At 29.4% G+C, this 24,035-nt stretch carries 21 protein-coding genes; 13 read left to right on the top strand and 8 right to left on the bottom strand.

Features of this window, described 5'->3' with window-relative positions:
- Nucleotides 1-462: 462 nt before the first annotated feature.
- From OWM07_RS08135 to lysS, 5 genes are read right to left on the bottom strand one after another with little or no spacing between them, the layout of a single operon-like run.
- Nucleotides 463-4,251, bottom strand: a complete 3,789-nt coding sequence (locus OWM07_RS08135; RefSeq protein ID WP_423303197.1) for a DUF6701 domain-containing protein — start codon at nt 4,249-4,251, stop codon at nt 463-465.
- Complete coding sequence (locus tag OWM07_RS08130; protein ID WP_423303196.1) at nt 4,244-4,447, bottom strand: hypothetical protein; 204 nt, start codon at nt 4,445-4,447, stop codon at nt 4,244-4,246. The genes OWM07_RS08135 and OWM07_RS08130 overlap by 8 nt, the downstream gene beginning before the upstream one ends.
- Nucleotides 4,448-4,477: 30 nt before the next feature.
- A complete protein-coding gene (locus OWM07_RS08125) occupies nt 4,478-5,605 on the bottom strand; it encodes an RsmB/NOP family class I SAM-dependent RNA methyltransferase (RefSeq protein ID WP_423303195.1) in 1,128 nt (375 codons plus the stop codon).
- Nucleotides 5,602-6,507: a GGDEF domain-containing protein gene (locus OWM07_RS08120; RefSeq protein WP_423303194.1), complete on the bottom strand. Its 906-nt coding sequence runs from the start codon at nt 6,505-6,507 to the stop codon at nt 5,602-5,604. Before OWM07_RS08120 ends, OWM07_RS08125 begins: the two co-directional genes overlap by 4 nt.
- Nucleotides 6,504-7,970, bottom strand: a complete 1,467-nt coding sequence (gene lysS / locus OWM07_RS08115; protein WP_423303193.1) for a lysine--tRNA ligase — start codon at nt 7,968-7,970, stop codon at nt 6,504-6,506. The genes OWM07_RS08120 and lysS overlap by 4 nt, the downstream gene beginning before the upstream one ends.
- Before the next feature lie 94 nt (nt 7,971-8,064).
- On the opposite strand from lysS, the gene mnmA reads away from it, so the two are divergent.
- From mnmA to OWM07_RS08050, 13 genes are read left to right on the top strand one after another with little or no spacing between them, the layout of a single operon-like run.
- A complete protein-coding gene (gene mnmA / locus OWM07_RS08110; protein WP_423303192.1) occupies nt 8,065-9,105 on the top strand; it encodes a tRNA 2-thiouridine(34) synthase MnmA in 1,041 nt (346 codons plus the stop codon).
- A 14-nt stretch (nt 9,106-9,119) separates the two neighbouring features.
- On the top strand, nt 9,120-9,605 hold the full coding sequence (locus OWM07_RS08105; protein ID WP_423303191.1) for a metallophosphoesterase: 486 nt from the start codon (nt 9,120-9,122) through the stop codon (nt 9,603-9,605).
- Between the two features lie 35 nt (nt 9,606-9,640).
- Nucleotides 9,641-10,666, top strand: coding sequence for a rod shape-determining protein (locus OWM07_RS08100; protein ID WP_423303190.1), 1,026 nt, complete (start codon nt 9,641-9,643; stop codon nt 10,664-10,666).
- Nucleotides 10,666-11,472: a rod shape-determining protein MreC gene (gene mreC / locus OWM07_RS08095; RefSeq protein WP_423303189.1), complete on the top strand. Its 807-nt coding sequence runs from the start codon at nt 10,666-10,668 to the stop codon at nt 11,470-11,472. The genes OWM07_RS08100 and mreC overlap by 1 nt, the downstream gene beginning before the upstream one ends.
- Nucleotides 11,459-11,914 carry a hypothetical protein gene (locus OWM07_RS08090; protein WP_423303187.1) on the top strand — a complete coding sequence of 152 codons (456 nt, stop codon included), beginning with the start codon at nt 11,459-11,461 and terminating at the stop codon, nt 11,912-11,914. Before mreC ends, OWM07_RS08090 begins: the two co-directional genes overlap by 14 nt.
- Nucleotides 11,895-13,712, top strand: a complete 1,818-nt coding sequence (gene mrdA, locus OWM07_RS08085) for a penicillin-binding protein 2 (protein ID WP_423303186.1) — start codon at nt 11,895-11,897, stop codon at nt 13,710-13,712. Before OWM07_RS08090 ends, mrdA begins: the two co-directional genes overlap by 20 nt.
- The gene (gene rodA, locus OWM07_RS08080) at nt 13,696-14,805 is read left to right on the top strand and encodes a rod shape-determining protein RodA (protein ID WP_423303185.1); all 1,110 of its coding nucleotides are present in this window, start codon (nt 13,696-13,698) and stop codon (nt 14,803-14,805) included. The genes mrdA and rodA overlap by 17 nt, the downstream gene beginning before the upstream one ends.
- The gene (locus OWM07_RS08075; protein WP_423303184.1) at nt 14,789-17,170 is read left to right on the top strand and encodes a TIGR03960 family B12-binding radical SAM protein; all 2,382 of its coding nucleotides are present in this window, start codon (nt 14,789-14,791) and stop codon (nt 17,168-17,170) included. Before rodA ends, OWM07_RS08075 begins: the two co-directional genes overlap by 17 nt.
- Nucleotides 17,163-17,567 carry a Fur family transcriptional regulator gene (locus OWM07_RS08070; protein WP_423303183.1) on the top strand — a complete coding sequence of 135 codons (405 nt, stop codon included), beginning with the start codon at nt 17,163-17,165 and terminating at the stop codon, nt 17,565-17,567. The genes OWM07_RS08075 and OWM07_RS08070 overlap by 8 nt, the downstream gene beginning before the upstream one ends.
- Nucleotides 17,568-17,578: 11 nt before the next feature.
- A complete protein-coding gene (locus OWM07_RS08065; protein ID WP_423303182.1) occupies nt 17,579-17,686 on the top strand; it encodes an RCKP-type rubredoxin-like domain-containing protein in 108 nt (35 codons plus the stop codon).
- A 30-nt stretch (nt 17,687-17,716) separates the two neighbouring features.
- Nucleotides 17,717-18,490 carry a TIGR02757 family protein gene (locus OWM07_RS08060; protein ID WP_423303181.1) on the top strand — a complete coding sequence of 258 codons (774 nt, stop codon included), beginning with the start codon at nt 17,717-17,719 and terminating at the stop codon, nt 18,488-18,490.
- 54 nt (nt 18,491-18,544) lie between these two features.
- Nucleotides 18,545-18,862, top strand: coding sequence for a thioredoxin (gene trxA / locus OWM07_RS08055; RefSeq protein ID WP_423303180.1), 318 nt, complete (start codon nt 18,545-18,547; stop codon nt 18,860-18,862).
- A gap of 17 nt (nt 18,863-18,879) precedes the next feature.
- On the top strand, nt 18,880-19,068 hold the full coding sequence (locus tag OWM07_RS08050; RefSeq protein WP_423303179.1) for an FmdB family zinc ribbon protein: 189 nt from the start codon (nt 18,880-18,882) through the stop codon (nt 19,066-19,068).
- A 67-nt stretch (nt 19,069-19,135) separates the two neighbouring features.
- Here the strand turns inward: OWM07_RS08050 and OWM07_RS08045 are convergent, their stop codons facing one another.
- The 3 genes from OWM07_RS08045 to OWM07_RS08035 all read right to left on the bottom strand — a co-directional run bounded on the left by OWM07_RS08045 (nt 19,136) and on the right by OWM07_RS08035 (nt 23,951).
- A complete protein-coding gene (locus OWM07_RS08045; RefSeq protein ID WP_423303178.1) occupies nt 19,136-21,439 on the bottom strand; it encodes a vitamin B12-dependent ribonucleotide reductase in 2,304 nt (767 codons plus the stop codon).
- Nucleotides 21,440-21,590: 151 nt separating this feature from the next.
- Entirely contained in the window at nt 21,591-22,670 is a 1,080-nt protein-coding gene (locus OWM07_RS08040; RefSeq protein WP_423303177.1) for a hypothetical protein, read from the bottom strand.
- A gap of 9 nt (nt 22,671-22,679) precedes the next feature.
- Nucleotides 22,680-23,951 carry a cytochrome ubiquinol oxidase subunit I gene (locus OWM07_RS08035; RefSeq protein ID WP_423303176.1) on the bottom strand — a complete coding sequence of 424 codons (1,272 nt, stop codon included), beginning with the start codon at nt 23,949-23,951 and terminating at the stop codon, nt 22,680-22,682.
- Between the last annotated feature and the right edge of the window lie 84 nt (nt 23,952-24,035).

Below are 24,035 nucleotides of genomic sequence, written 5' to 3'. Positions count from 1 at the left end.
GATATAATTACACCTGAAAAGTTTTAAATCAAGCTAAATTTTTTCAAAAAAAGATTTTGCATAAAAAAATATTTTTTTTAGATTGTTTCGCTAATACACTCAATGACGGCATTTTTGGGTCATTGCGAGGCAACAAAAGTTGCCGAAGCAATCTCAAAACTACAGTGATATCAAAAAATACCCTCATGATGCATAAGCCTCAAATTGTTATGGAAATCTTATGAGGATGTTGTACAATAAGCTAACATATTGATAAATATCATAATAATAAGATTGCTTCGTCGCATTTGCTCCTCGCAATGACTGAGAAATTGGTCATTGCGAGCGTTAGCGAAGCAATCTATATTTACATGAAAAATAAGCATACTATTTTACTATACTTGCAAAAAATAATAGGTTTACATTAAACCTAGAACATAGAACGTAGAACATAGAACATAGAACATAGAACTTTGTAATTTATTATTGTGGTGGTATTTCCTGCCAATCGATTATTATATCTCTACCTCTATAAATACCAAATGTTGCTGTACCACAAGTATCACTGTCACTCAAGTAGTTATAAATAATAGATGAAGTATCTATACAAATATCAACAGTCCCATAGTTGTTTTCTCCTGGTGTAGTTAAATGTAAGCTCCCTTTACCTCCATTTATACCTGTTAAATTGTCAATGTTAGTGTCACCATTATTTAGTTCTTCTGTGTAATTGTCCAATTTAAAATCATTAATATTTAAACTGTAGTGTGAGTCATCAGTATTTAATACCCAATACTTCCCGTCCCAATACTGTGTTTCTATATCTAATTCTAAATCTTCGGTTTCTGGACCATAATTATCATAAATTTTTAATCTACCATATCTCATTTCACTACCAGTCACAGATATATTGTCTGGAAGTTTTATTCCAGACACGCTATCATTATCTATAATGCTGTTTATTTTAAAAGTAAGTTGCGGAATAAACGGTGCAATTTTAGAATTATTATCTCTTATATAAGTAATATTATCATCTCCAAAGGTATAAGTAGCTGAACCATCATTATTAATAGTAAATGTAGCAATTGCTCTATTAATTTCTACTGATAGCAGATTACCATCATTTCCAGTAGTTTTATCATCATTAGTAGGATCGATTATACTTATTCCACCAATATCTAACTTAAAAAAATCACCACTATAATTTTTAGTTGTTTGATTGTCTTTATTTTGTGCTTCAATAATAAATTTTGGTTTGGTTAAGTAAGTTACCGTTTGGCCAGTATATATAAAGTTTCCATTATCATTTAAAACACCATTGGTTTTTGATTTAATAATAAAGTGATCTGGTATAAATCTACCTATGTTTGCACTTGCGCCAGTAATACTACCTGCACCGAGATAATCATCGTCAGTGACAGTAAATTTAATTATTCCCACTTCACTAAATGTTTGATTATCAATAGATGCTACACCATTTGTAAAATCAAGAGATTTAACACCAATTGATCCATTATCTCCACCAAAAGGTTCTACTAAAGTATGAGTTACAGAAATATTTTTTTCATTATAATTTACAGTTACAGGGTTATCTGATAAATCTGTATCAGTATCACTTTGCCAACCTACTGCTTTCACAGTTAAATTGAAATTTTCTCCTGCTTTTTTGAATACTGTGCTATTTGCACCATTATCAGCTTGCCAGTTATTATCTGTTGTATAAACATAAAAACCAAATGGCTTAAAAACTGCTGTGTCAGAGCCAACAGCAAAAACAGTCCCATTATCATAAGTAGCTGTAAAACTTAATTTACCAGCCTCTTTGTAAACAACATTAAAAGTGGCTGACCCATTGTTGTCAAAATTAAGTGAGATGTTATTAGGAAGTGTAAAATTATTGATTTCTGGTGCAGTATTTGTTGGATTTGCACTCAAATTATCAAATGTAAAATTAATATCAAGGCTTGTATTTTGAAAAGCAGGCACACAGGCTTGTGTTTGGTCATCTTTACGCACAGCCTTAATTGTCACATCTTGCGGTTTATATGAATATGTATCTTTAATATCAAAAATAAACCCTGAATCGTAGAAATTTATCTTACAATTTGGATCCCATGAGCATTTATAAATGGGAGTATCAGATGGTAAAGGGTTAGCATTATTGATTGATAAAATGGTTGTTCCATTATCATGTTTTATAAGTTTTGCAGTTGCACTACTACTGCCGCTATTTATTACTACTGGATTACTTTCCCAGCTTGCACCATTCACTAATAACTCTATATCACTTACACCATCACTATATTTTTGACTACAATTATCATTTACACATGCAGTTATAGTTACTTCGGCTGGTTGGCAGGTAAGAGCTGTAGGAGATGCATCTATTAGTAAGTATTTGTATCCTGTACTTTCAACAACTCTTATATTGTCTATCCAGCTACCATAACTATCATCGGCATCTTTAGTTTCGGATATTGTAAAGTTATCGTTTCCTGTTCCTGTAACAGTGATTTTTGCTGTTTTCCATTCATTAGTGCTAAAATTGTTATCAGGAATATGAAGAACCTGTTTACCATTCCAATAAACTGTAATATTATCTTTGTGACCATTATCTCTTTTCTTATAATCAAACTCAATTGTGTATTGTTTACCTTGCTCAGTTTTTAAAATTTGCCATATTTTATCTGTTGATCCCCGATCGCCATCAAGTTCAGCAAAAACGATTCCATCACTTGCAGGTTTTTGGGTAGTATTTTCCCAAGTCTCAATAACATCTGCAGTGTTCCATCCACAAACATTTTTTCTCTGATGCACTATGCCACCAGAAACATTATTCCATGTTTCAATTATATTTGAGTTACATAAAATTTCGAAACTTGGATTTGCTATTAAGTTACCATTTTCAGGCACACAACAGCAAGGTGGTTCTCTATTTGTCCCATCCCAATTTTTTCCAGCTTTTTCATTGTTATAAATTTGTTGTACTTGAGAATAACTTAAAATTCCATCAAAGATTTTTAACTCATCTAAATATCCATTAAAATAAACTGCTGACTTAGATGTGTTAGTATTTTCTGTTCTACCTATACTATTAAAACTTCTACTGACAATACCGCTATCTGTTTGTCCCTGTGTGTCAAGGTTGCCATCAATATATATTTTTACATTTCCATCATTACTGTTCCATGTTAGAACGATATGATGCCATTGACCATCGTTTATAATTTTAGTTGATTTAGAATTACTGCCATTGTTTCCTTTGCTTATACCTATATGCCCATTACTATCTATCCATCCCCATCTAATATCGTCTATACCGCCATCTTCTTCAACACCTATTATACTTGGTGCAGCCCAAGTAATATCATTACCTGTTTGTGTTGTCTTAATCCAAAAACTTAGAGAAGCTGTGCCTTTGAGTATATCAGCCGCTGTTTGTGGAATTTCAATATAATCATCTACTCCATCAAAATAACCAACTCTACCAATTCCACCACTAGCTGTTTTATTATCAACTGTAACGGGTCCATTAACAGAATTACCATGATAACTATTTGAGCTATTATCTTTTACTTCTTTTGTATTGGGATCAGAATCCCAACTACATTCGTCAAAGTGGTAGTCTGCTATAGGTTTTGGTAGGACTATTATATCATTTATTGCTGCATAACCAAAATTACATTTGGATTTCGAACCGCTAGATACATTTAGAGGTCCTGAACAGTTAAGTGAATTATTTTTATTTTGTTGGTACACTACAGTATACGGAACATCCAATGAACCATCTCGATCATTGTCTATACAACTTACAATAACATTATTTACTTTTACAGTAGAATTACCATTTTTTTTAAAATCACTACAGCTATCATGATCCTTATCAATCCATGAGTCAGATATACTTTGATTACTATCAAATGTTGCAACAGAGCATTGACCAGTTTGCAATCTAGGGTCATTATTATTTTCTCCTACAAAAAAACCAATATCATACCTTTCAGCATTATTATCTTTTAGTGTTAATATTATATCAATTGATAATGATTGTCCTTCTACACAAGTAGTAGATTCTCCAGTTGTCAATATATCAACAATAGTTGTAAATTCACCAGCATTACAATTCAAATCTTGGTTAGTTCTTGAACCAGCACAAGTAAGATTATTAGCTGCATTTACTTCGTAATCATATGAAAAAACATTGTTTAAGTTATAAATAAACGAAAAAAGTATTATTAAAATAAATTTGAGTATAGGAATATTTCTATTCATTAAAACTCCAAATAAGTAGTTTTATTTTATATTTTTTGAAATTTGAATTTATTTTTACCTCATGAAATTTAATAAGTAGAAATGAATTAAAATAACTCTTAATTTCTTCAATTAAATCAAAATTAGATATTTTCATAAAGTTTTGATATTTTAAAAACGAACTCATAGGTTCTCCAAATACTGTTATGATATTCACATTTTACCTCTTTTTTAAATTATTTCAAGCCTAATGAGTTTTTTGGAAAACTGCTCCGAAAAATGAGTCCATACCGTTTATTTTTGGTGAAGTTTTAAAAAATTGATTATGAATAAATATGTTATATTGCTTGTCGGTTAAAATATCGGATAAGTTTATCAACTTGATATTTTTATGATTTTCCAAAAAGTATTCCACCTGTTTTTCATTTTCTTCTTTTAAAAAACTGCATGTTACATAAATTATGTACCCCCCAGTTTTTGCCGATTCAGCAGCTTTGTTAAAAATAGTTCTTTGAAGATTTAAAACCTTTTTTAATGATCTTGGTGTGGTTCTGATGTTTAAATCTACATCTCTTCTTAAGGTTCCAAGACCAGAGCAGGGCGCATCTATTAATACTGCATCATAAAAGTTTGTTTTTGTTTTATTAATGATTTTTATTTTAGCGTCAGCAATTTTGCTTCTTTTAGCTAATTTTTGCAGCCTATTTTTGTCAATATCAAAAGCTTCAATATTTACAGAGTTGTAAAAATGAGAAGCAATTGCCAGAGATTTTCCACCAGTCCCAGCACAAATATCTAAGATACTATTACCTGGTTTTATCGGTAAAAGAAATGTGATAAGTTGGCTTGCTTCATCCTGAATTTCAAAAAAACCTTTTTTAAATTTTTCCATAACTCTGACATTGATATGACTATCTACAGTTAAACCATAAGGTGAATATTGTGTCATAACTGTCTTGTATTTTTTGAATTTATTTTCAAATTCTATTAAAAGTTTTTCTCTGGTGGTTTTAATCATATTTGCCCTGATTGTAAGAGGTGCACGCTCTAAGAAAAGTGAAAAATCATCAATTGGTATGCTGTCTAATATAAGTTTTGATATTTCTTCATTAAATCCAAGAATATTTACAAATGAACTTTTATTTAATATTAAATTGTTTTTAAGCTCATCAAGTTGCTCTTTTGTTATTTTAAAGTCATGATTTTTAACAAAACCGAGAAATCTAATACAATCGTATATAAAATCTAAAATTTCTTTTCTCTGTTTTGAGTTTACATTGAGATTTCTTATAAATTTATCGACTGCTATACGAGCTACTAATTTTTCATGATAAATCTTTTTTAAAAGCTCAGAAATTTTATCTAAATAAATCATGCGTCAACAAAAGTGTATCTATTTCTACCTGAATTTTTACTTATGTAAAGCCCTTTATCTGCGTTTGATAACATGTCTTGTGCAGATTTATATTTTTTATTATAAATAGTAAAACCAGCACTAAAGGTTATTTTTATTTTGTGATTTTCAAATTCAAAAATATGCTTTGCTACTACATCCTTAATTTTTTCTAATACTTTTTCTGTGCAAGTTTTATCACAATCTGGAATTATTATTCCAAACTCTTCTCCACCATATCTTGCCACAATATCTGTTTTTCTTGTATTTTTCTTAAGTATTTTTGCAAAATCTTTTAAAACTTTATCTCCAGCAAGATGACCATAAGTGTCATTAACTTTTTTGAAAAAATCTATATCAAGGATTAAAACACTAAAAATTTTATTAGTTTCTTTTGCTAAGCCAAAATAATCATTTAGTTTCTTTTGAAAGAAAGAGTGGTTGTATAAATCTGTTAATAAATCTTTATTTGCAAGATCTTCTATTTTTTCTTTTTCTTCAAGGACATAGGTTGAAGCAAATGCAATATCAATAAGATTGTTATGAATTTCATTTATTTTTGAGTTTTTGGCTATTAATATATTCAATATAGAATTTATAAAAATTTTAGATTCTTCAAGAGAAAAGAGCTTTTCATGAATTAGTATTCCTTTATTTAGAGTTTCCTGAATTTCAAATTTAAAATTATCTTTATAAATAATAATCAAATCGTTATCATGATTGATAAGCTTTAAGAATATATTATTATATTCATAACTTATAAAAACAATACTGTCTTTTATTTTTAATAGCTCATCTAAATCTGAAACAACTTTATATTCAAATTTTGAAAGTAGAAACTCATATTTACAATCTATCCCTTTATTAAAAATATAAATTTTCATAAATCTTCTGGTCTCATGTGTGGGAAAAGGATGACTTCTCTAATAGAATTTTTATTTGTAAATAGCATAACAAGCCTGTCCACTCCTAGCCCCTGACCAGCCGTAGGTGGTAGCCCATATTCGAGAGCTCTAATATAATCATGATCCATCATGTGTGCTTCTTCATCACCAGCTTCTTTTGCTTCTACCTGTTTTTCAAAACGCTCTTTTTGATCTATTGGGTCATTTAGCTCGTTAAATCCGTTTGCAACTTCCATACCAGCAATAAATAATTCAAATCTTTCTGTAACATCTGGGTTATCAAATTTTGATTTTGCAAGAGGGGAAACCTCTTTTGGATAATCAATTATGAATGTTGGTTGAATTAATTTATGCTCTACGGTTTTCTCAAAAATTTCTAAAACAATTTTGCCTCTGCCCCAGTTCTTTTCAAGTTTAATTCCGAGATTTTCAGCAACTTTTTTAGCACTTTCAAAATCTTTTAAATCATCTTTCTTAATATCTGTATATTTCTCAATAGAATCTTCTAAAGTCAACTTATCCCACGGTGGTGTTAAATCAATTTCATGTTCTCCAAATTTGATAATAGTTTTACCAAGTACATCTTTGGCAATCGTATAAAGCATATTTTCAGTAAAAGCCATCTGATCATAATAATCAGCATAGGCCATATACCACTCTACCATAGTAAATTCTGGATTATGTTTTGTGGAAATACCCTCATTTCTAAAATTTCTGTTTATTTCAAAGACTCTTTCAAGCCCACCAATTACAAGCCTTTTTAGGTATAATTCTGGAGCTATTCTTAGGTAAAGGGTCATATCTAATGCGTTGTGATGAGTGATGAAAGGTCTTGCAGTAGCTCCACCTGCGATAGGCTGCATCATTGGAGTTTCTACCTCTATAAAATCGTTTTCAATAAAAAACTGTCTCATCCTTTGTATTATTTTACTTCTTAAAATAAAAAGCTCTCTGACATCATCATTTACTATTAAGTCAACATATCTTTGTCTGTATCTCTTTTCTACATCTTTTAAACCATGCCATTTTTCAGGTAAATCCCTTAAAGCCTTTGTTAGTATTTTGTAGCTTTCTGCTAATACTGTAAGCTCACCAGTTTTAGTTTTAAATAAATATCCAGAAACCCCTATAAAATCTCCAATATCGGTTTTCTTAAAAATTTTATACTCATCTTCAGATAATTCTTTTTTTGAGATATATATTTGAATTGACCCACTTCTATCTTTTATACTTAAAAAAGCTGCTTTCCCAAACTCCCTAATAGCCATTACACGGCCAGCAACTGTAACTCTGTATTTTTTATCTAACAATTCATTTGATGAGGTATTTAAGTAACTTTTTTTAATTTCTGCTATATTAAATGGGACTTTAAATGAGCTAACATAAGGGTTTACTCCCATCTTTTTTAAATCATTTAATTTTTCAAAACGGTGATTATCCATTAACAACTCCTTTTTTATTTTTAAATATCTAAAAAGAATTATTGCAATTTTTATTTTTTTTCAATAGTTATGTTTTAAAATTTATGGAGGTATCATGAAAGACAAAGTCATAGTAGCTATGAGCGGTGGTGTTGATAGCTCTGTTTCTGCATATAAAATGAAAGAAGAAGGGTTCGAGGTTATCGGTGTTACTTTAAAACTGTTTGATAGTGAAAACACAGAGAAAATGATTGCTGATGCTGAATCAGTGGCAAAAATATTGGGTATTAAATGGTATGTTGCTGATTACAGTAGTTACTTCAAAGATGTAATTTCTTATTTTATTAACAGCTATAAAAAAGGGGAAACCCCAAACCCCTGTGCATTTTGTAATAAAACTGCAAAATTTGTTTATCTTTTTAACGAAATGCAAAAAAACAATGCAAAGTATATAGCTACTGGTCATTATGCAAAAGTTGTCGAAAGAGATGGTAAAAAATTTATTGGTAAAGCTACAAACTTACAAAAAGATCAATCCTATTATTTAGCTTTATTAGATAGATTCCAGGTAAATTTATTGAAATTTCCCATGAGCGAAATAAGCTCTAAAGAGATCACAAGACAAATTGCTAAAGAGATAGGTTTACCAGTGTCAGCTAAAAAAGATAGTCAAGAGGTGTGCTTTTTATGTGGTAGGGACTATAGAGAATTTCTGCAGGAAAAGGTTGAAAGTTCAAGATTTAAAAAAGGGTATATGATTTATAATGGTAAAAAATTAAGAGAGCATGAAGGTATTGAATTTTATACGGTTGGCCAAAGAAGAGGTCTTGGCTTAAGTTATCATGAACCTTTGTATGTAAAAGAGATAGATGCAAAAAGTGGAAATATTTATCTTGCCAAAAAAGATGAAGTGGTAAAAAGAGGAGTAAAATTAAGAGATGTAAATATGGTGGATGAAAAACTTAGGGTATTTAAAGCAAAAGCAAAAATTAGATATAGAATGAAGGAAGAGGATTGTTTAGTGGAAATACTACCTGAAAATAAGGCTTTATTATTGTTTGACAAACCTCAATTTGCTCCTACAAAGGGGCAGTTAGCTGCGATTTATATAGATGATATTGTTGTAGGTGGCGGATTTATCTATGAAACATTTTAAACTGGAGGTTTAAATTGTCTAAAATAGCTATAATTTCAGATTCGCATGACAATTTAACAAATCTAAAAAAATGCGTTACTTATTTAAACAACATAAAAATTGATTTTTTATTTCATTGCGGTGATATTGTTTCACCTTTTTCTTTAAGAATATTAAATGAATTAAATTGTGATTACAGAGCCGTATTTGGGAATAATGATGGTGAGTGGTTGATGCTTAATGAAATAAGTAATGGTAGGATTTTTAAACCACCTTATTTTTTTGAAATTTATGGTAAGAAATTTATAATTTTTCATGAGGGTGATATAGTAAAATATATTGATAAATCTATAGATTATGTTCTATTTGGGCACTCTCATAAAGTACTTATTGATAAAAAAGAGACTCAATTAATTATAAATCCAGGCAGTTTAGCTGGATATTTAACTGATATAGCTACTTTTGTAATTTTAGACACAGAAAGTAATAATATTGATATTATTGATATTGATACTATTTAAAAAATTTGCTATTGTTTATTGCTTGGAGGTGATAAATGATTTTTAATAAAATATTTGATCTATTTTCTAACGACTTAGCGATAGATTTAGGGACTGCAAATACTTTAATATATGTCAGAGGCAAAGGGATAGTGTGCAATGAGCCATCTGTAGTTGCAATAAATAAAAATACAAATGAAATTCTTGCAGTGGGCAATGAAGCAAAAAGTATGCTAGGTAGGACACCAGCAAATATAGTGGCAATTAGACCGATGAAAGATGGAGTCATCGCTAATTTTGAAGTTACTGAAAAAATGTTAAGATACTTTATACAAAAGGTTCACCATAGAAAATCACTTGTAAGACCTAGGATTGTTATATGTATTCCTTCAGGTGGAACACAGGTTGAAAGAAGAGCTGTAAAAGATTCTGCTATTCAGGCTGGAGCTAGGGAAGTATATTTGATAGAAGAACCAATGGCTGCTGCAATTGGTGCAGGATTACCGATTCAAGAGCCTACTGGCAATATGATTGTTGACATTGGTGGTGGAACAACAGAGGTAGCTGTTATATCACTGTCAGGTATAGTTTATGCCAACTCTGTAAGAGTTGGTGGAGATGAAATGGATGAAGCTATAGTTAATTATATAAAAAGAAAATATAATTTACTAATTGGATTAAATGCAGCCGAACAGATAAAAATAAAAATAGGCTCTGCTTTTAAAACAGACGAAGAAATGAGTGTAGAAATAAAAGGTAGGGATCTTGTAACAGGGATACCTAAAACTATTGAAATTACAGATGAAGAGGTTAGGGAAGCTTTAAACGATGCGGTTGTGAAAATAGTTGAAGCTGTAAAAATCGCTTTAGAAAAAACTCCACCAGAATTAGCTGCTGATATAGTTGACAAAGGTATTGTTTTAACAGGTGGTGGAGCTTTATTGAAAGGTTTAGATAAAAGACTTTCACATGAAACTGGTTTACCAATTATTGTTTCTGATGATCCTTTGACAGCTGTAGCAATTGGCTCTGGAAAGGTATTGGAGGAATTGGATTTACTTAGGAAAGTTGCTATTGACTGATGCTTAAATTAAAAAAAAATTTATTTTTTATTGTACTGTTATTATTACTATTAATTTTTTTGCAATTTAAAATCCCTTCAACTTATAGGCCAATTCGCGGGTTATTAGGCACTTTTTTAAATCCATTTTTATATATTGTAGATTCAACTACAGATTATTTTTTAAAAGTAATAGATAACTATATTTTCCTCATAAATGTGAAGAAAGAAAATACAGAATTATTGAAAAAATTGGAGCTTCTTGAGTTTGAAAATATATTACTGAAAGAAAAAATAAAAGAATTGGATAGGTTAAGAAAGCTTTTGAACTTTAAAGAAACATATAAGTTAAACACAATAGCTGCAAATGTTATAGGTAAAAATATCTATGGCTTAGAAAAATATATCATTATCGACATGGGAAGTACAAATGGGATAAAAGTAAATTTTCCTGTTATAAGTAGTAAAGGGCTTGTGGGTAAAGTAATAGAAGTTTATAAAAATAGTGCAAAGGTAAAATTAACCTTAGATAGAACACTTAAAGTCTCAGTTTTAAATTTAAATTCTCGAGAAACAGGGGTTGTTAGAGGCTTTGAAAAGGGGGATTTAATTGTTGATTACTTTTCAGATTTAGGAGAAGTTAAGGTAGGTGATATTTTTATTACATCAGGATTAGGTATGTTATATCCAAAAGGCATACCTGTTGGGGTAGTTACAAAGATCGAAGATCCCAAATATGGCTTATTTAAAAAAGTTTTTTTAAAACCAACTGTTGATTTTAATAGGATTGAAAATGTATTAGTGATTGTAAAAAATGAAAAAAATTAAAAAACAATTAATATTTTTGCTTGTATTAATTTTATTATATAGTTTAACAAATTCATTTGACAAATATTGGAATGTGATTCAGTACCCATTTTTAATGTTTTTAGCTTTTGAAAGATTTAAAGATATTGAAATAGATTCACTTGATATACTGATTTCTTTTTTTTCAGATTTTATAAATAATCTTTTTTTTGGTTCTACATTGTTAATTTTCATCTTTTATAAAATACTTTATCAAATTTTAAAAAAATCTATTAATCAGAAAATGTTAATCTTATTTATTACACAAGTACTTTTTGTTATTATATTTTTTATAATACTATCATACTTCTATGATGAGTTTAATTTATTAAATATCTTTAAGTTTTTATTATTAAATATAACTTTTTTAATTGTAACTAAAATAATTATTTTGAGGTATAATTTTGTTCAGAGCTTTAAGTGATTTAGTAAATAATATTTATAATAAAAGGTTAGTTTTATTTTTCTTAGTTTTTTTGTTGTTTTTTTTGGTATTAATATCAAGATTGTTTTATTTACAGATCGTTAATTATGAAAGGTATTATTCATTATCAGAAAATAACCGAATTAGACTAATTAGGATAAAAGCAGATAGGGGGTTTATAAAAGACAAAAATGGGAAATATTTAGTAACAAATCAACCATCATTTAATTTAATTGGTACAAAAAATTATATTAAAAATTTAGACAATACAATTAATAAATTATCAAAAGTAATTGATATTGATGAAGAAATTATTAAAAATAGATACAAAAAAACATATTATTTTGGGGATTTTTTAATTTACAGGGGCTTAAACCAAAAACAAGTAAATTATATTTTAGAGCATAATGAAGAGTTTCCAGGGATAAAAATTGAAGTTGACTCTGTCAGAAGATACTATGATAGCAAAAGGTTATCACATATAATCGGGTATATGGGGGAAGTCACTGAAGATGATTTAAAAAAGAATCGTGGTTATGCTACAGGCGATTTAATTGGTAAAACAGGTGTAGAAAAAACTTATGAAGATATTTTAAGAGGAAAAAATGGTGTAAGACAGGTTGAAGTTGATAGTCTTGGTTTTGTAATTGATGAACTGTCAGTAAAAGAGCCCATTAAAGGGGAAAATATAATATTAAGTGTTGATTATGATTTACAAAAATCTGTCAGCACAATATTTGGTAATAAAGTAGGTGGTGTTGTAGTTTTAAATATTAAAACTGGAAAAATCCTTTCTTTATATTCATCTCCAAGTTATGATTTAAACCTTTTTACCCCTTTTATAAGTCAGGATAATTGGAAAAAAATTATAAAAAACAGATACAAACCTTTAACAAATAGAGTAATCGAAGATGCTTATCCTCCAGGTTCTATATTTAAGATACTTATGGCTTATATAGGATTAAATGAAAAAGTAATTAATTATAATACAAGTTTTTTTTGTAATGGTTTATTTGATTTTAATGGTTATAGCTATGGTTGTTGGAAAAAAGGCGGGCATGGGAATATTTCATTGCATGATGCCATTGTCCAATCGTGTGATATATACTTTTATAATCTTGGATTGCAACTTGGAATAGACAAAATATCTGACTATGCTTTAAATTTTGGATTAGGAAAGAAAACAGGTATAGATTTACCCAATGAAAAAAGTGGTCTGTTTCCTAATAGACAGTGGAAGAAAAATAGATTTAAAACAGTTTGGTATCCAGGAGAAACTATAATTGCTTCTATAGGTCAAGGCTATATATCTACCACTCCTATGCAAATTGCAGTTATGTTATCAACACTTTTTAATGGAGGAAATGTTTTCAAACCCTCTGTTGTCCTTGGAGTTGAAAGAAACAATGGTGAATTTATTGAAAAAAAGTCAGAAATCATAAATAAACTAAATCTAAATAATAATTATACAAAATTTTTGTTAAATGCACTCTACGATACAGTTTATTCAGAAAAAGCCACTGGTTATAGAGCAAGGGTTAGCAAGGTTAAAATTGGGGGTAAAACTGGAACTGCTCAAGTAGTATCATTAAAAAAATTTAAAGACTTAGATGAGGATAAAATCCCTTGGGAGTATAGAGATCATTCATGGTTTGCTGCTGTTGTCCCTATAAAAAATCCTGAATTTGTAGTTGTGGCTTTTGTAGAACATGGTGGATCAGGGAGTAAAGGTGCAGCACCTATTGTAGGAGCTATAATAAATAAAATGGTGGATTTAGGTTATGTTTCAGCTAAATAAAAAATACTTTAAAAATTTTGATTATATATTAACGATATTAATTCTACTTATTTCGACAATTGGAGTTTTTGCCATATATTCAGCTTCTTTTGATTTAAATACAGGTAAATTTGCTAACTTTTATTTAAAACAGATAATATGGTTAATTATAGGCTTTATTTCTTATTTATTTTTTACAATAATCAACTATAGATTTTTGGTAAAATATTCAATGTTATTATATATTTTTAGCCTTTTTATTTTAGGTTTAGTTTTAATAAAAGGGCATATTGGTATGGGAGCACAAAGATGGATAAATATAGGAGGTTTTAGATTACAACCTTCGGAGTTTATCAAAACGATTTGGATTATTTTCTTAGCAAAACAGTTTGCAACCAATAAAGTTGAATATGCAACTTTCTTAGATATTTTCAAAAAATCTATATATCTAATACCTATTTTTTTACTTATATTCTTAGAGCCTGATTTGGGAACTGCCCTTGTTTATGTTTATCTTTGGGGGGTTGGAATATTATATTTAGGTGTAAGAAGATATACTGTGATAATTACATTATTAATTCTTGTTATTTCACTACCTATTGGTTGGAACTATTTAAAAGATTATCAAAAAAAGCGTGTTATAACCTTTTTAAACCCAGAAAAAGACCCTTTTGGAGCTGGATATCATGTAATACAATCTAAAATTGCTATTGGTTCAGGTGGAATAAATGGTAAAGGTTTTCTCAAAGGAACACAATCACATCTTAAATTTTTACCGGAAAGACATACAGATTTTATTTTCTCATTAATATGTGAAGAGTTCGGTTTTATTGGTGGTAGCATAGTTTTATTTTTATTCATATTATTATTAAGCCGATTACTCTATATTGGCATGTTGGTTAAAGAGCCAACAGGAAAAATTATTGCACTTTTAGCAGCATCTCTTATATTTTTTCAAACTTATGTTAATGCAGCAATGACTATGGGAATAATGCCGGTTGTTGGAATACCAATGCCATTTGTAAGTTATGGAGGTTCATCTTTGATTACTTTTTTTAGTTTGTGCGGGATAGTAAACTCAATAGCTTTAAGGAGATATGACATTGTCACATAATAAAGAGCTTTTAAACATTTCAAAACCGCTAAGATATGTAGGAAAAGAGACAAATTCATATTACAAAGATTCGTTTAAGACACATTTTTGCCTAGTTTTTCCTGATGTTTATGAGATTGGTATGTCTCATTATGGAATTAAACTTCTGTATGAAAAACTAAACGAAATGGATGATATATATTGTGAAAGATTTTTTATGCCTTGGGTAGATGCTATCAATTATTTAGACAAAAATATTTTTGTTTCTTTAGAAACTAAGACTCCATTAAAATTATTTGATATAATAGGTTTTTCATTACAATATGAATTGTCCTATACAAATATGCTGTATATCCTGAAAAAATCAGAAATACCAGTAAAATCTAAATTAAGGAAAAACAATGACCCAATCGTTTTTGCAGGTGGACCATGTGTGGTTAACCCCGCACCAATCAAAGAATTTATTGATGTTTTTTTTATTGGTGAAGCCGAAGAAGCTTTAAGTGATATAATTGATAAATTCAGTAAAAAATCATTTAAAAATAGAACAGAAAAGCTGGAGTTTTTTAATCAGTATGATTTTATTTATGTTCCATTAATAGACCCAAACAAAAAAGTTAAAAGATTGGTTTATAATCAGTTTGATAAAGAAGGATTTATTAAAAAACCTTTAGTTCCAAATTTCTCAGTGGTTCATGATAGAATAAATTTAGAAATATGTAGAGGTTGCACCAGAGGGTGTAGATTTTGTCAGGCAGGCTATATTTATAGGCCATCTAGAGAAAGAGATATAGATTTATTATTAGATAACGCAATTGTACAATTTCTAAATACAGGATATTTTGAATTATCATTATTATCTTTGTCAGCTGCAGATTATACAAAACTTGAAGAACTTTTATATAATTTAAATAATAATTTAGCCGATAAGAGTGTTTCCATAAGTTTACCATCTGTTAGAGCAGATCAAATTAAAAGTTTTATTTTTGAAGAATTAACAAAAGTTAGAAAATCAGGATTTACTATCGCTCCAGAAGCAGGTTCTCAGCGCCTAAGAAATATTATTAATAAAAATTTGACTGAAGATGAAATATTAGAAGCTATTCTTTTAGCTAAAGAAGGTGGTTTCGATCATGCAAAATTATATTTTATGATTGGTTTACCATTTGAAGAAATTTCAGATGTAGTTGCTATAGCTGATTTAGCTGAAAAAGCTCAAAAAACAGTTGGCAAAAGATTTGGGATCTCCGTTTCTGTTTCTAATTTTGTTCCTAAACCACACACCCCATTTCAGTGGTGCGGTCAAGATTATTATGAGAATTTATTAGAAAAGCATAAACTTTTAAGAGAAGAATTTAGAAAAAGAAAACTTAAAATTAAACTCCATGATATTGGTCAAAGTATACTCGAAGCTTGTTTTTCAAGAGGTGGAATAGAAATAAACAAAATATTAGAAGATGCGTTAAATAATGAAATTATTTTTGATGGGTGGAGTGAATTTTTTAATTTTGAAAAGTGGAAAGAGATTTTTGAAATGAATGGTTTAAATATTTATAGGTATGCTTCAAAAAGTTACTTGGAAAATGATTCGCTTCCCTGGGACAATATTGATATAGGTGTATCTAAAAAATTCTTATATAAAGAGTTTATAAAAAGTAAAAATGTATCAACTACTTCTGATTGTAAACAAGGGGTTTGTCATGCTTGTGGGTTATGTGATTTTAAAAGTATGAAAAATATTATTGCAAATGATTATCCAAAAAAACAAAAGAAAGTAGTTAATGTCGTAAACTATAAAAAATTTCTTATAACTTTTGAAAAGCAAAAGGATGCTATTTTTTTCTCGGCTCTTGACACAAATAGATATTTTCAAAACTTATTTATTAGAAATGGTGTTAATTTGAAATTTTCCCAAGGTTTTAATCCTCAACCCAAACTAAATTATATATACCCTTTACCTATAGGTGTAGTTGGTCAAAATGAATTGTTAATTGTAGAATCTGACGAAAAAATTTTTGAATTATTGCATTATAAAGATAGAATGGGCTTTAAAATAAAAAACATTGAATATTTACGAAATAATGATTTCAATGTTTGTTATCAAGAATTTCTTTTAGATGAAAAGTCCATGGAATTTTTGAATAATTCGCTTTTACAAAACAAAAGTTATTATATTAAAAAAAGTAAAAAAGGGGTAAACAAAAAAGTTTTTTTGAATGACTTTTTAGTGGAAATTAACAATAATTTTATAAAGCTTGTTATCTCACCTAAAGGAAGCTTTAATTTTCTTGATTTTTTCAGATTTTGGGATTATAATATTTCTAAATTAGATTTAGTTAGGATAAAGATTTATCCAAAAAATAATTTTGGAGAGCATAATGTTTAAAGAAAAAGCGATTGAAGCTTTAAAAAATGCGGGTTTTAAATTAACTAAGCCGAGGATGTGGATTGTTGAGTATCTTGATGGAAACAAAAATCACCCATCTGCAGTTGAAATTTATGATGACTTAAGAAAAGATAAAAAATATTTTTCTTTTGCCACAGTTTACAATACGTTAGATACTTTAGTTAAAGCTGGAGCAATAAAGCAGATTACTGTGGATCCTACATGCAGCAGATTTGATCCAGATATTTCTGAGCATGGTCATTTTGTCTGTAAGATATGTAATAAAGTTTATGACCTTGAAAATATTCAAATAGATTTTGAAAAAGATTATATCGCAGAAATTGAGCATATTGACTTACATATTAAAGGTGTTTGTAAAAATTGTAAAAAGCAGTAGGAGGTTTTAATATGGCAGTATTCAAATGCACAAAATGTGGTTATGAAAAAGAGGGTAGATGTAAGCCAAGAAAATGTCCAGAGTGTGGCTCTCAAGGTAGTTTTGAGAAAAAAGAATAGTGTGAGGATTATATCCTCACTTCTTTATAAATGCAAAGTTTCTTAGAAAAAATATATGATTATTACAATAATATAAGTTTTTGTTCCACGGATCCTATTTTATTTCCTCATAAGCTAAATGGCAATAAAGAGTATGTAGCTTTTTTATCTTCATTATTTGCATACGGAAGGGTTAAATCAATAAACCAATTTTTAAATAATCTTTTTAATGAATATGGAACAGAACCAAGTAATATAACAATCAAAAAAAATCTTTATTACAGATTTCAAACTAATGATGATATTTTTAATTTTCTTAAATTTCTAAAAAATATCTACGATGAATTTGGCAGTTTGTACAATTATTTTTTAATTTTAGATAGTTCTGATGTTGAAAAAGCCTACTATCTTTTTAGAAAAGATTTTTTAGAAACTTTTAAAAATAACACTTCACATGGATTGCAATTTTTATTGCCCGACATATACAAATCATCTGCTAAGCGCATAAGGATGTTTTTTAGATGGATGATTAGAAAAGATAGTATAGATTTTGGAATTTGGAAAAAATATGATAAAAAACTGTTGAAAGCACCTTTGGATATTCATATATTGACATATGCATATAATATGAATATTATAAAAAATAAATCAAACAACTTTAAAAATGTTTTAAATGTAACAAATTACTTTTTAAAAGTTAATAATTATGACCCGCTTAAATATGATTTTGCAATTACAAGATTAGGCATGTTAGAAGGCTGTAAATTTAGAAAAAAAGAAAGTTGTAAAAAATGCAGATGGTTTAATGGGTGTGTTTTTAATTGACAATTAAGCTATAAAATATATATTATCGTTGAATATAAAAAGGAGGTTAGAAAAATGGCTTTAACTTTTACTGAAGAGAATTTCCAAAAAGAAGTGTTAGAAAGTGATGTTCCTGTTTTAGTAGATTTTTGGGCTGTTTGGTGTGGCCCATGTAAAATGCTTGCACCAACTATTGATCAGTTGGCTACTGAGCTTGAAGGTAAAGCAAAAGTAGGGAAAGTTAATGTAGATGAAAACCAGAGCTTAGCAGCAAGATACGGAATAATGAGTATCCCTACAGTTATGATTTTTAAAGATGGAAAAGTTGTTGAACAATTTATTGGTGTTCAACCAAAAGGTGTATATTTAGATGCAATCAATAAGTACTTATAAAAAAGAGGTATTAGAAAATGCCAATTTATGAGTACAAGTGTAAAGAGTGTGGTAAAGAGTTTACAAAATTAGTATTTAAATTTGATGAAGAAGTTGAATGCCCTTCTTGTAAAAGTAAAAATATTGAGAAATTAATATCAACAATATCATCTATTTCTGGTAATAGCGGTTCATCATGTAGTGGTGGACCTACTGGTTTTAGCTGAGCTTAATTCTAACGCCAGGTTGGCGTTAAAATAAAAAAAAGCTCCCTTTTGGGAGCTTTTTTAGTTTCTAGCTACAATGAGAATATCCGCAAGAATAGCAGACATCACACCCTTCAACATAATTTAAAATTCCACCACATTCTGGACAAGCACCGTTTCTAGGGGTTGAGGTTTTATCCTGTTTTTCCACTTCACTTAATAACTTATCTACAGTTATTTCCTCTTGCTTTACCACTTTAATTTCTGTTGGCATATTTAAGGCTTGCTCAATAGCTTTTCCTACTGCATCAGCACAGCTTAAAACTTGATTTGGGCCAAAACCATATCTCATGTGACATGAAATACCTTTTAATTGTTTTATTATTGTTTCAGGCTCTCCTCCACTACGAAGAACCAAAGAAATAAGTCTACCTATTGCTTCACATTGACTTTGAGCACAACCACCTGCTTTACCCATACTTGTAAATACTTCGAATGGTTCACCATTTTCATCCTGATTAATTGTAACATACAATTTTCCACATCCAGTCATCATCTCAATTGTTTTACCTACTAAAACTTTTGGTCTTGGTCTTGGTTTAAATTGTCCTCTTATTTCAATTGTCTGAGTTTCTTCTTTTTCATCCTTATCTTTTATACCTACATTAATAACTTGTTCGTCACGGCTGCCATCCCTATAAATTGTTATCCCTTTACAACCTTCTTTATATGCAAGCAAATAAACTTCTCTAACATCTTCTACAGTGGCTTCATTTGGAAAATTAACTGTTTTACTTACAGCATTATCAGTGTATCTTTGGAATGCAGCCTGCATTTTTACATGCCAAATAGGTGAGATTTCATGTGCTGTAACAAAAACCTTTTTCCATTTTTCAGGTACTCCTTCAACCTCTGATAAATGGCCTGTTTCTGCTATTTTTTCCATTAATTCATCACTATAAAAACCTTCTCTTTTTGCTATCTCTTTAAATATTGGGTTTACTTCAACTAATTTATCATTATCAAGAACATTTCTATAAAAAGCAATCGCAAAATAAGGCTCAATACCTGAAGAAGCCCCTGCAATTATAGATATTGTTCCTGTTGGAGCAATAGTAGTTATGGTAGCATTTCTTAACATTTTGAAACCTTGTTCAGGATAAATACTATCTTTAAAATTAGGGAAACTCCCTCTTTTTTCTGCAAGTTTCATTGAAGCTTTTCTACCTTCTTCACGAATAAACGACATAACTTTTTCTGCCAAATTTAATGCTTCTTCACTGTTATATGGAATTTCAAGAAGAGCTAACATATCTGCCCAGCCCATTACACCTAGGCCAATCTTTCTGTTTTTCTTAGTCATCTCTTCAATTTGAGGGATAGGATAATTATTCATATCAATTACATTATCTAAAAAATGAACTGCTACATGTATAACATCTTTTAATTCATCCCATAAGATCTTTTTATTTTTAACAAATTTACCTAAATTAATAGAACCCAAATTACATGACTCATAAGGTAAAAGTGGCTGTTCTCCACAAGGGTTTGTTGACTCAATTTCACCTTCTTTGGGGGTTGGATTGTCTTTGTTTATTCTATCAATAAAAATAATACCCGGGTCGCCACCTTCCCAAGCAAGTTTTACCATTTGATCAAAAACTTCTTTAGCATTTAATTTTTTTACAACTTTACCATTTTTAGGATTAATCAGTGGATAATCTTCACCTTTCAAAACAGCTTCCATAAATTGTTCTGTAACAGCAACGGATAAATTAAAATTAGTCAGCTTTGTTTTATCCTTTTTTGCATAAATAAATTCCATTATATCGGGGTGATCCACTCTTAGTATGCCCATATTAGCACCACGTCTTGTACCACCCTGTTTGATAGTTTCTGTTGCAGCATCAAAAACACTCATAAAAGATACTGGACCACTAGAAACACCTTTTGTTGTCTTTACTACATCATCTTTTGGTCTTAATCTTGAAAAAGAAAAACCAGTTCCTCCTCCAGATTTATGAATTAATGCTGTATATTTAACAGCATCAAAAATTTTATCTAAAGAATCTTCAACAGGTAAAACAAAACATGCTGATAATTGCTGTAACTCTTTACCAGCATTCATAAGGGTAGGGGAATTGGGTAAAAACTTAAGTGATACCATAATATCAAAAAACTCTTTAGCAGTTTTTTCAATGTCAGCATTTTTATCATAATTCAGATCAGCTAAGGCTATATTCATAGCTACCCTTTGAAACATTCCCTTTGGGGTTTCAACAATTTCCCCTTTTTCATTCTTTTTTAAATATCTTTTTCTAAGAACAGTTAAAGCATTTGGTGTTAATTTTGGCTCCTCATCTAAAAGTTCGTAAATCTTTTCTGAATACATCAAAAATACCTCCAGTTTTATAACATATTGATATTATTTGATATTTATCTCTAATAATCATACATTAAGTTTGCTTATTTCTCAAGTGTTATTTAAAATTTTTAGTTTGCAACAAAAAAGCAGGAGAAAAATCTCCTGCTACAAATAAAACTTATTTATTAGCAAGTTCATACTTCAATTTAATTATTAAATAATAAAGAGTAGCTAACAAGGCTGCAAATAATATTATAAAAATAATAAAAATCCCCCACTGAGGTTTAACACTTAAGCTCATATAGTCAAAGTATTTTGAAAAATATGTGCTTTCTATAATTCTTCTAACAATTACCATACTGAGCACTGACAATGTAGCAGCTCCAAAAACAATTTTTTCATTCTCTTTTTTCATAAGTATTAAAAATGCAGGATAAAGGGCTAAAGCAATTCCAATAACTAAAAACAGTATCAAAGTTGGATTTGAATAAAAATTTGCAGGGTGAGAAAACAAGTACCATGTCCCTACAATTAACTGCACTAAAGTAGGGATTAAGAATGAATATTTGCCAAGAGAGTACATTTTATCAGATAATTCCTTACTATATTTTTTTCTCATTTTTGAATATAACATCAAAAATGCGCCACTAAAGGCAATGGCAGCAAAAAGAAAATGGAAGAATCTCAAAGTAAGGGTTTTTGCAGAAAAAACAGATAATTTTCCTAAATATATATCTTTCCATAGTTCTGGTTGCATAGATAAAAGAGTGTTAGTCACAAGCATTAAAGCCACATATAAAAATAGTATAGCAGCAAATACTATGAAAATAAATCCTCGCCCGCCAGTATATTTCAATCCAAAAGGCTTAAATTTAAATAGGTAATAAAAATAATAAGCTAAAATAATTGCTAATAGCACAAATAACCATTTCCATGATAGTAAAACAGAAGAGCTATAAAAAAACTGACCATACAATACCTGCAAGAAAAGTAAAGGAGCAACTCCAGTAGTAACTGTAAGCGATATATTAAAAGTGTTTAACCAACCAATCTCTTCAGCAATTTTATCATAAACATTATCACCCATATTTTTAGAAATATATTTAGATACTAATATTAAAATGGTTCCTCCCAGTGTGAGATTCATAAAGATAAAATGCATAAATAATGTAAAAACAAGGAAAAATAGAAATATATATTGATGACTTGGAATAGGTATTAGATCTGGTGATGGTATATAATTTAAAATTTCGTTCATATTAGCCTCCTATTTTGCTATTTCTGCTAAATAAGCAGCTAAAGCTTCTCTTTCTTTGTCAGTACCAACAAAAGGTGGCATCAATGGGTTTGAATCTAAATCCATTAAAAGACCATCAAGATCTTCAGCTTCTAGCCCTTCAATTTTAGGTTTTAAGGCATTGAACCCATTTAGGGAGTGGCAAATTTTACATTCAGCTACAAATACAGCTCTTCCCACTTTAAGTTTATCCTTGTAACCAGCTATGTTTGCCCACTTAGCTTTTGATAAAACACCATTTTCATTTAGCTTTTCAACCTCAGAAACAAGAATCCCATTAGAATACATATAGTCTCTAATAATAAATGGTTTTCTAACCCTTTCTCTTGCAAATTCATAATAGCCAAAACTAATTTGAGCTAAAACCAATATGATTAACGCTATTGTTATATTTATATATCTAGGTACAACAAACATAAATAGAAGTGATAATATTGTTATAATAACAGTAAGCCATCCAGAATAAATTAAGAAGTTAGTCAAAATTTGATTACCACCTATCATCTGTTCTCTCACATCTACAGGTATAGCATATACCCACCATGTCATACCCAAAAAAGCAAAAATTGAACCAGCTAACACAAAATAGCCTGCAAAATGGGAAGCATCCTTTTTAATATTTTGATTTTTAATAAAAGATATTGTAACCATTGCATAAAGACCTGCTAATAAAAATGCTATACCTGTTCTACCAATAACTGATGGTATATAGGTTGGATTGAAAAATGCATCAAAGAATGATTTTGTTTCTATCCACTTACCTGGTGTTAACTGGAATGAAATAATACCTACAATAATAACCAAACTCATAAATGCACCAACAAAATATAACCATCCCAGCAAAACATGGTATTTATCTGAGACTTTGTCCCATGTGTAATAATATATTAATATGGTTACAATCTCTAAGACAAAAAACACCCATTCTGTAGCCCATCCCCATACAAAATTATGTATTAAAGCTGATGTGCCTGTAGGTGAAACAAGTGCAATAGTAAACCATATACCAACTCCTGTAAGGGCACCGACCACAGCAGATACAAGCAAAACAAGGCCACTAGTTTTCTTAACAAACTGTTTTAGGTCAGCATTACCAATTTTTATAGCTTTAAGTTCTGCTAAAACTAGAAATAAACCCATTCCAACTGCAAAATGAGAAATAAAAACATGTAACACAGCTACTAAAGCAATTACCAATGCACCAGGAACATCACTATTAGCCAACCAAAGTGGATAATCCATAATACACCTCCTACGAATTATTATGGTATTTATTTTTTATGTTACTTAAATATAATGCTATGTTCGCTGTTAAGCTGGGACAGA

It is taken from the genome of Deferribacter thermophilus (assembly GCF_049472675.1).
GTDB lineage: Bacteria > Chrysiogenota > Deferribacteres > Deferribacterales > Deferribacteraceae > Deferribacter > Deferribacter thermophilus.
Note: the sequence above shows the minus strand (reverse complement) of the source record. Positions and strands in the feature narration are given on the sequence as shown.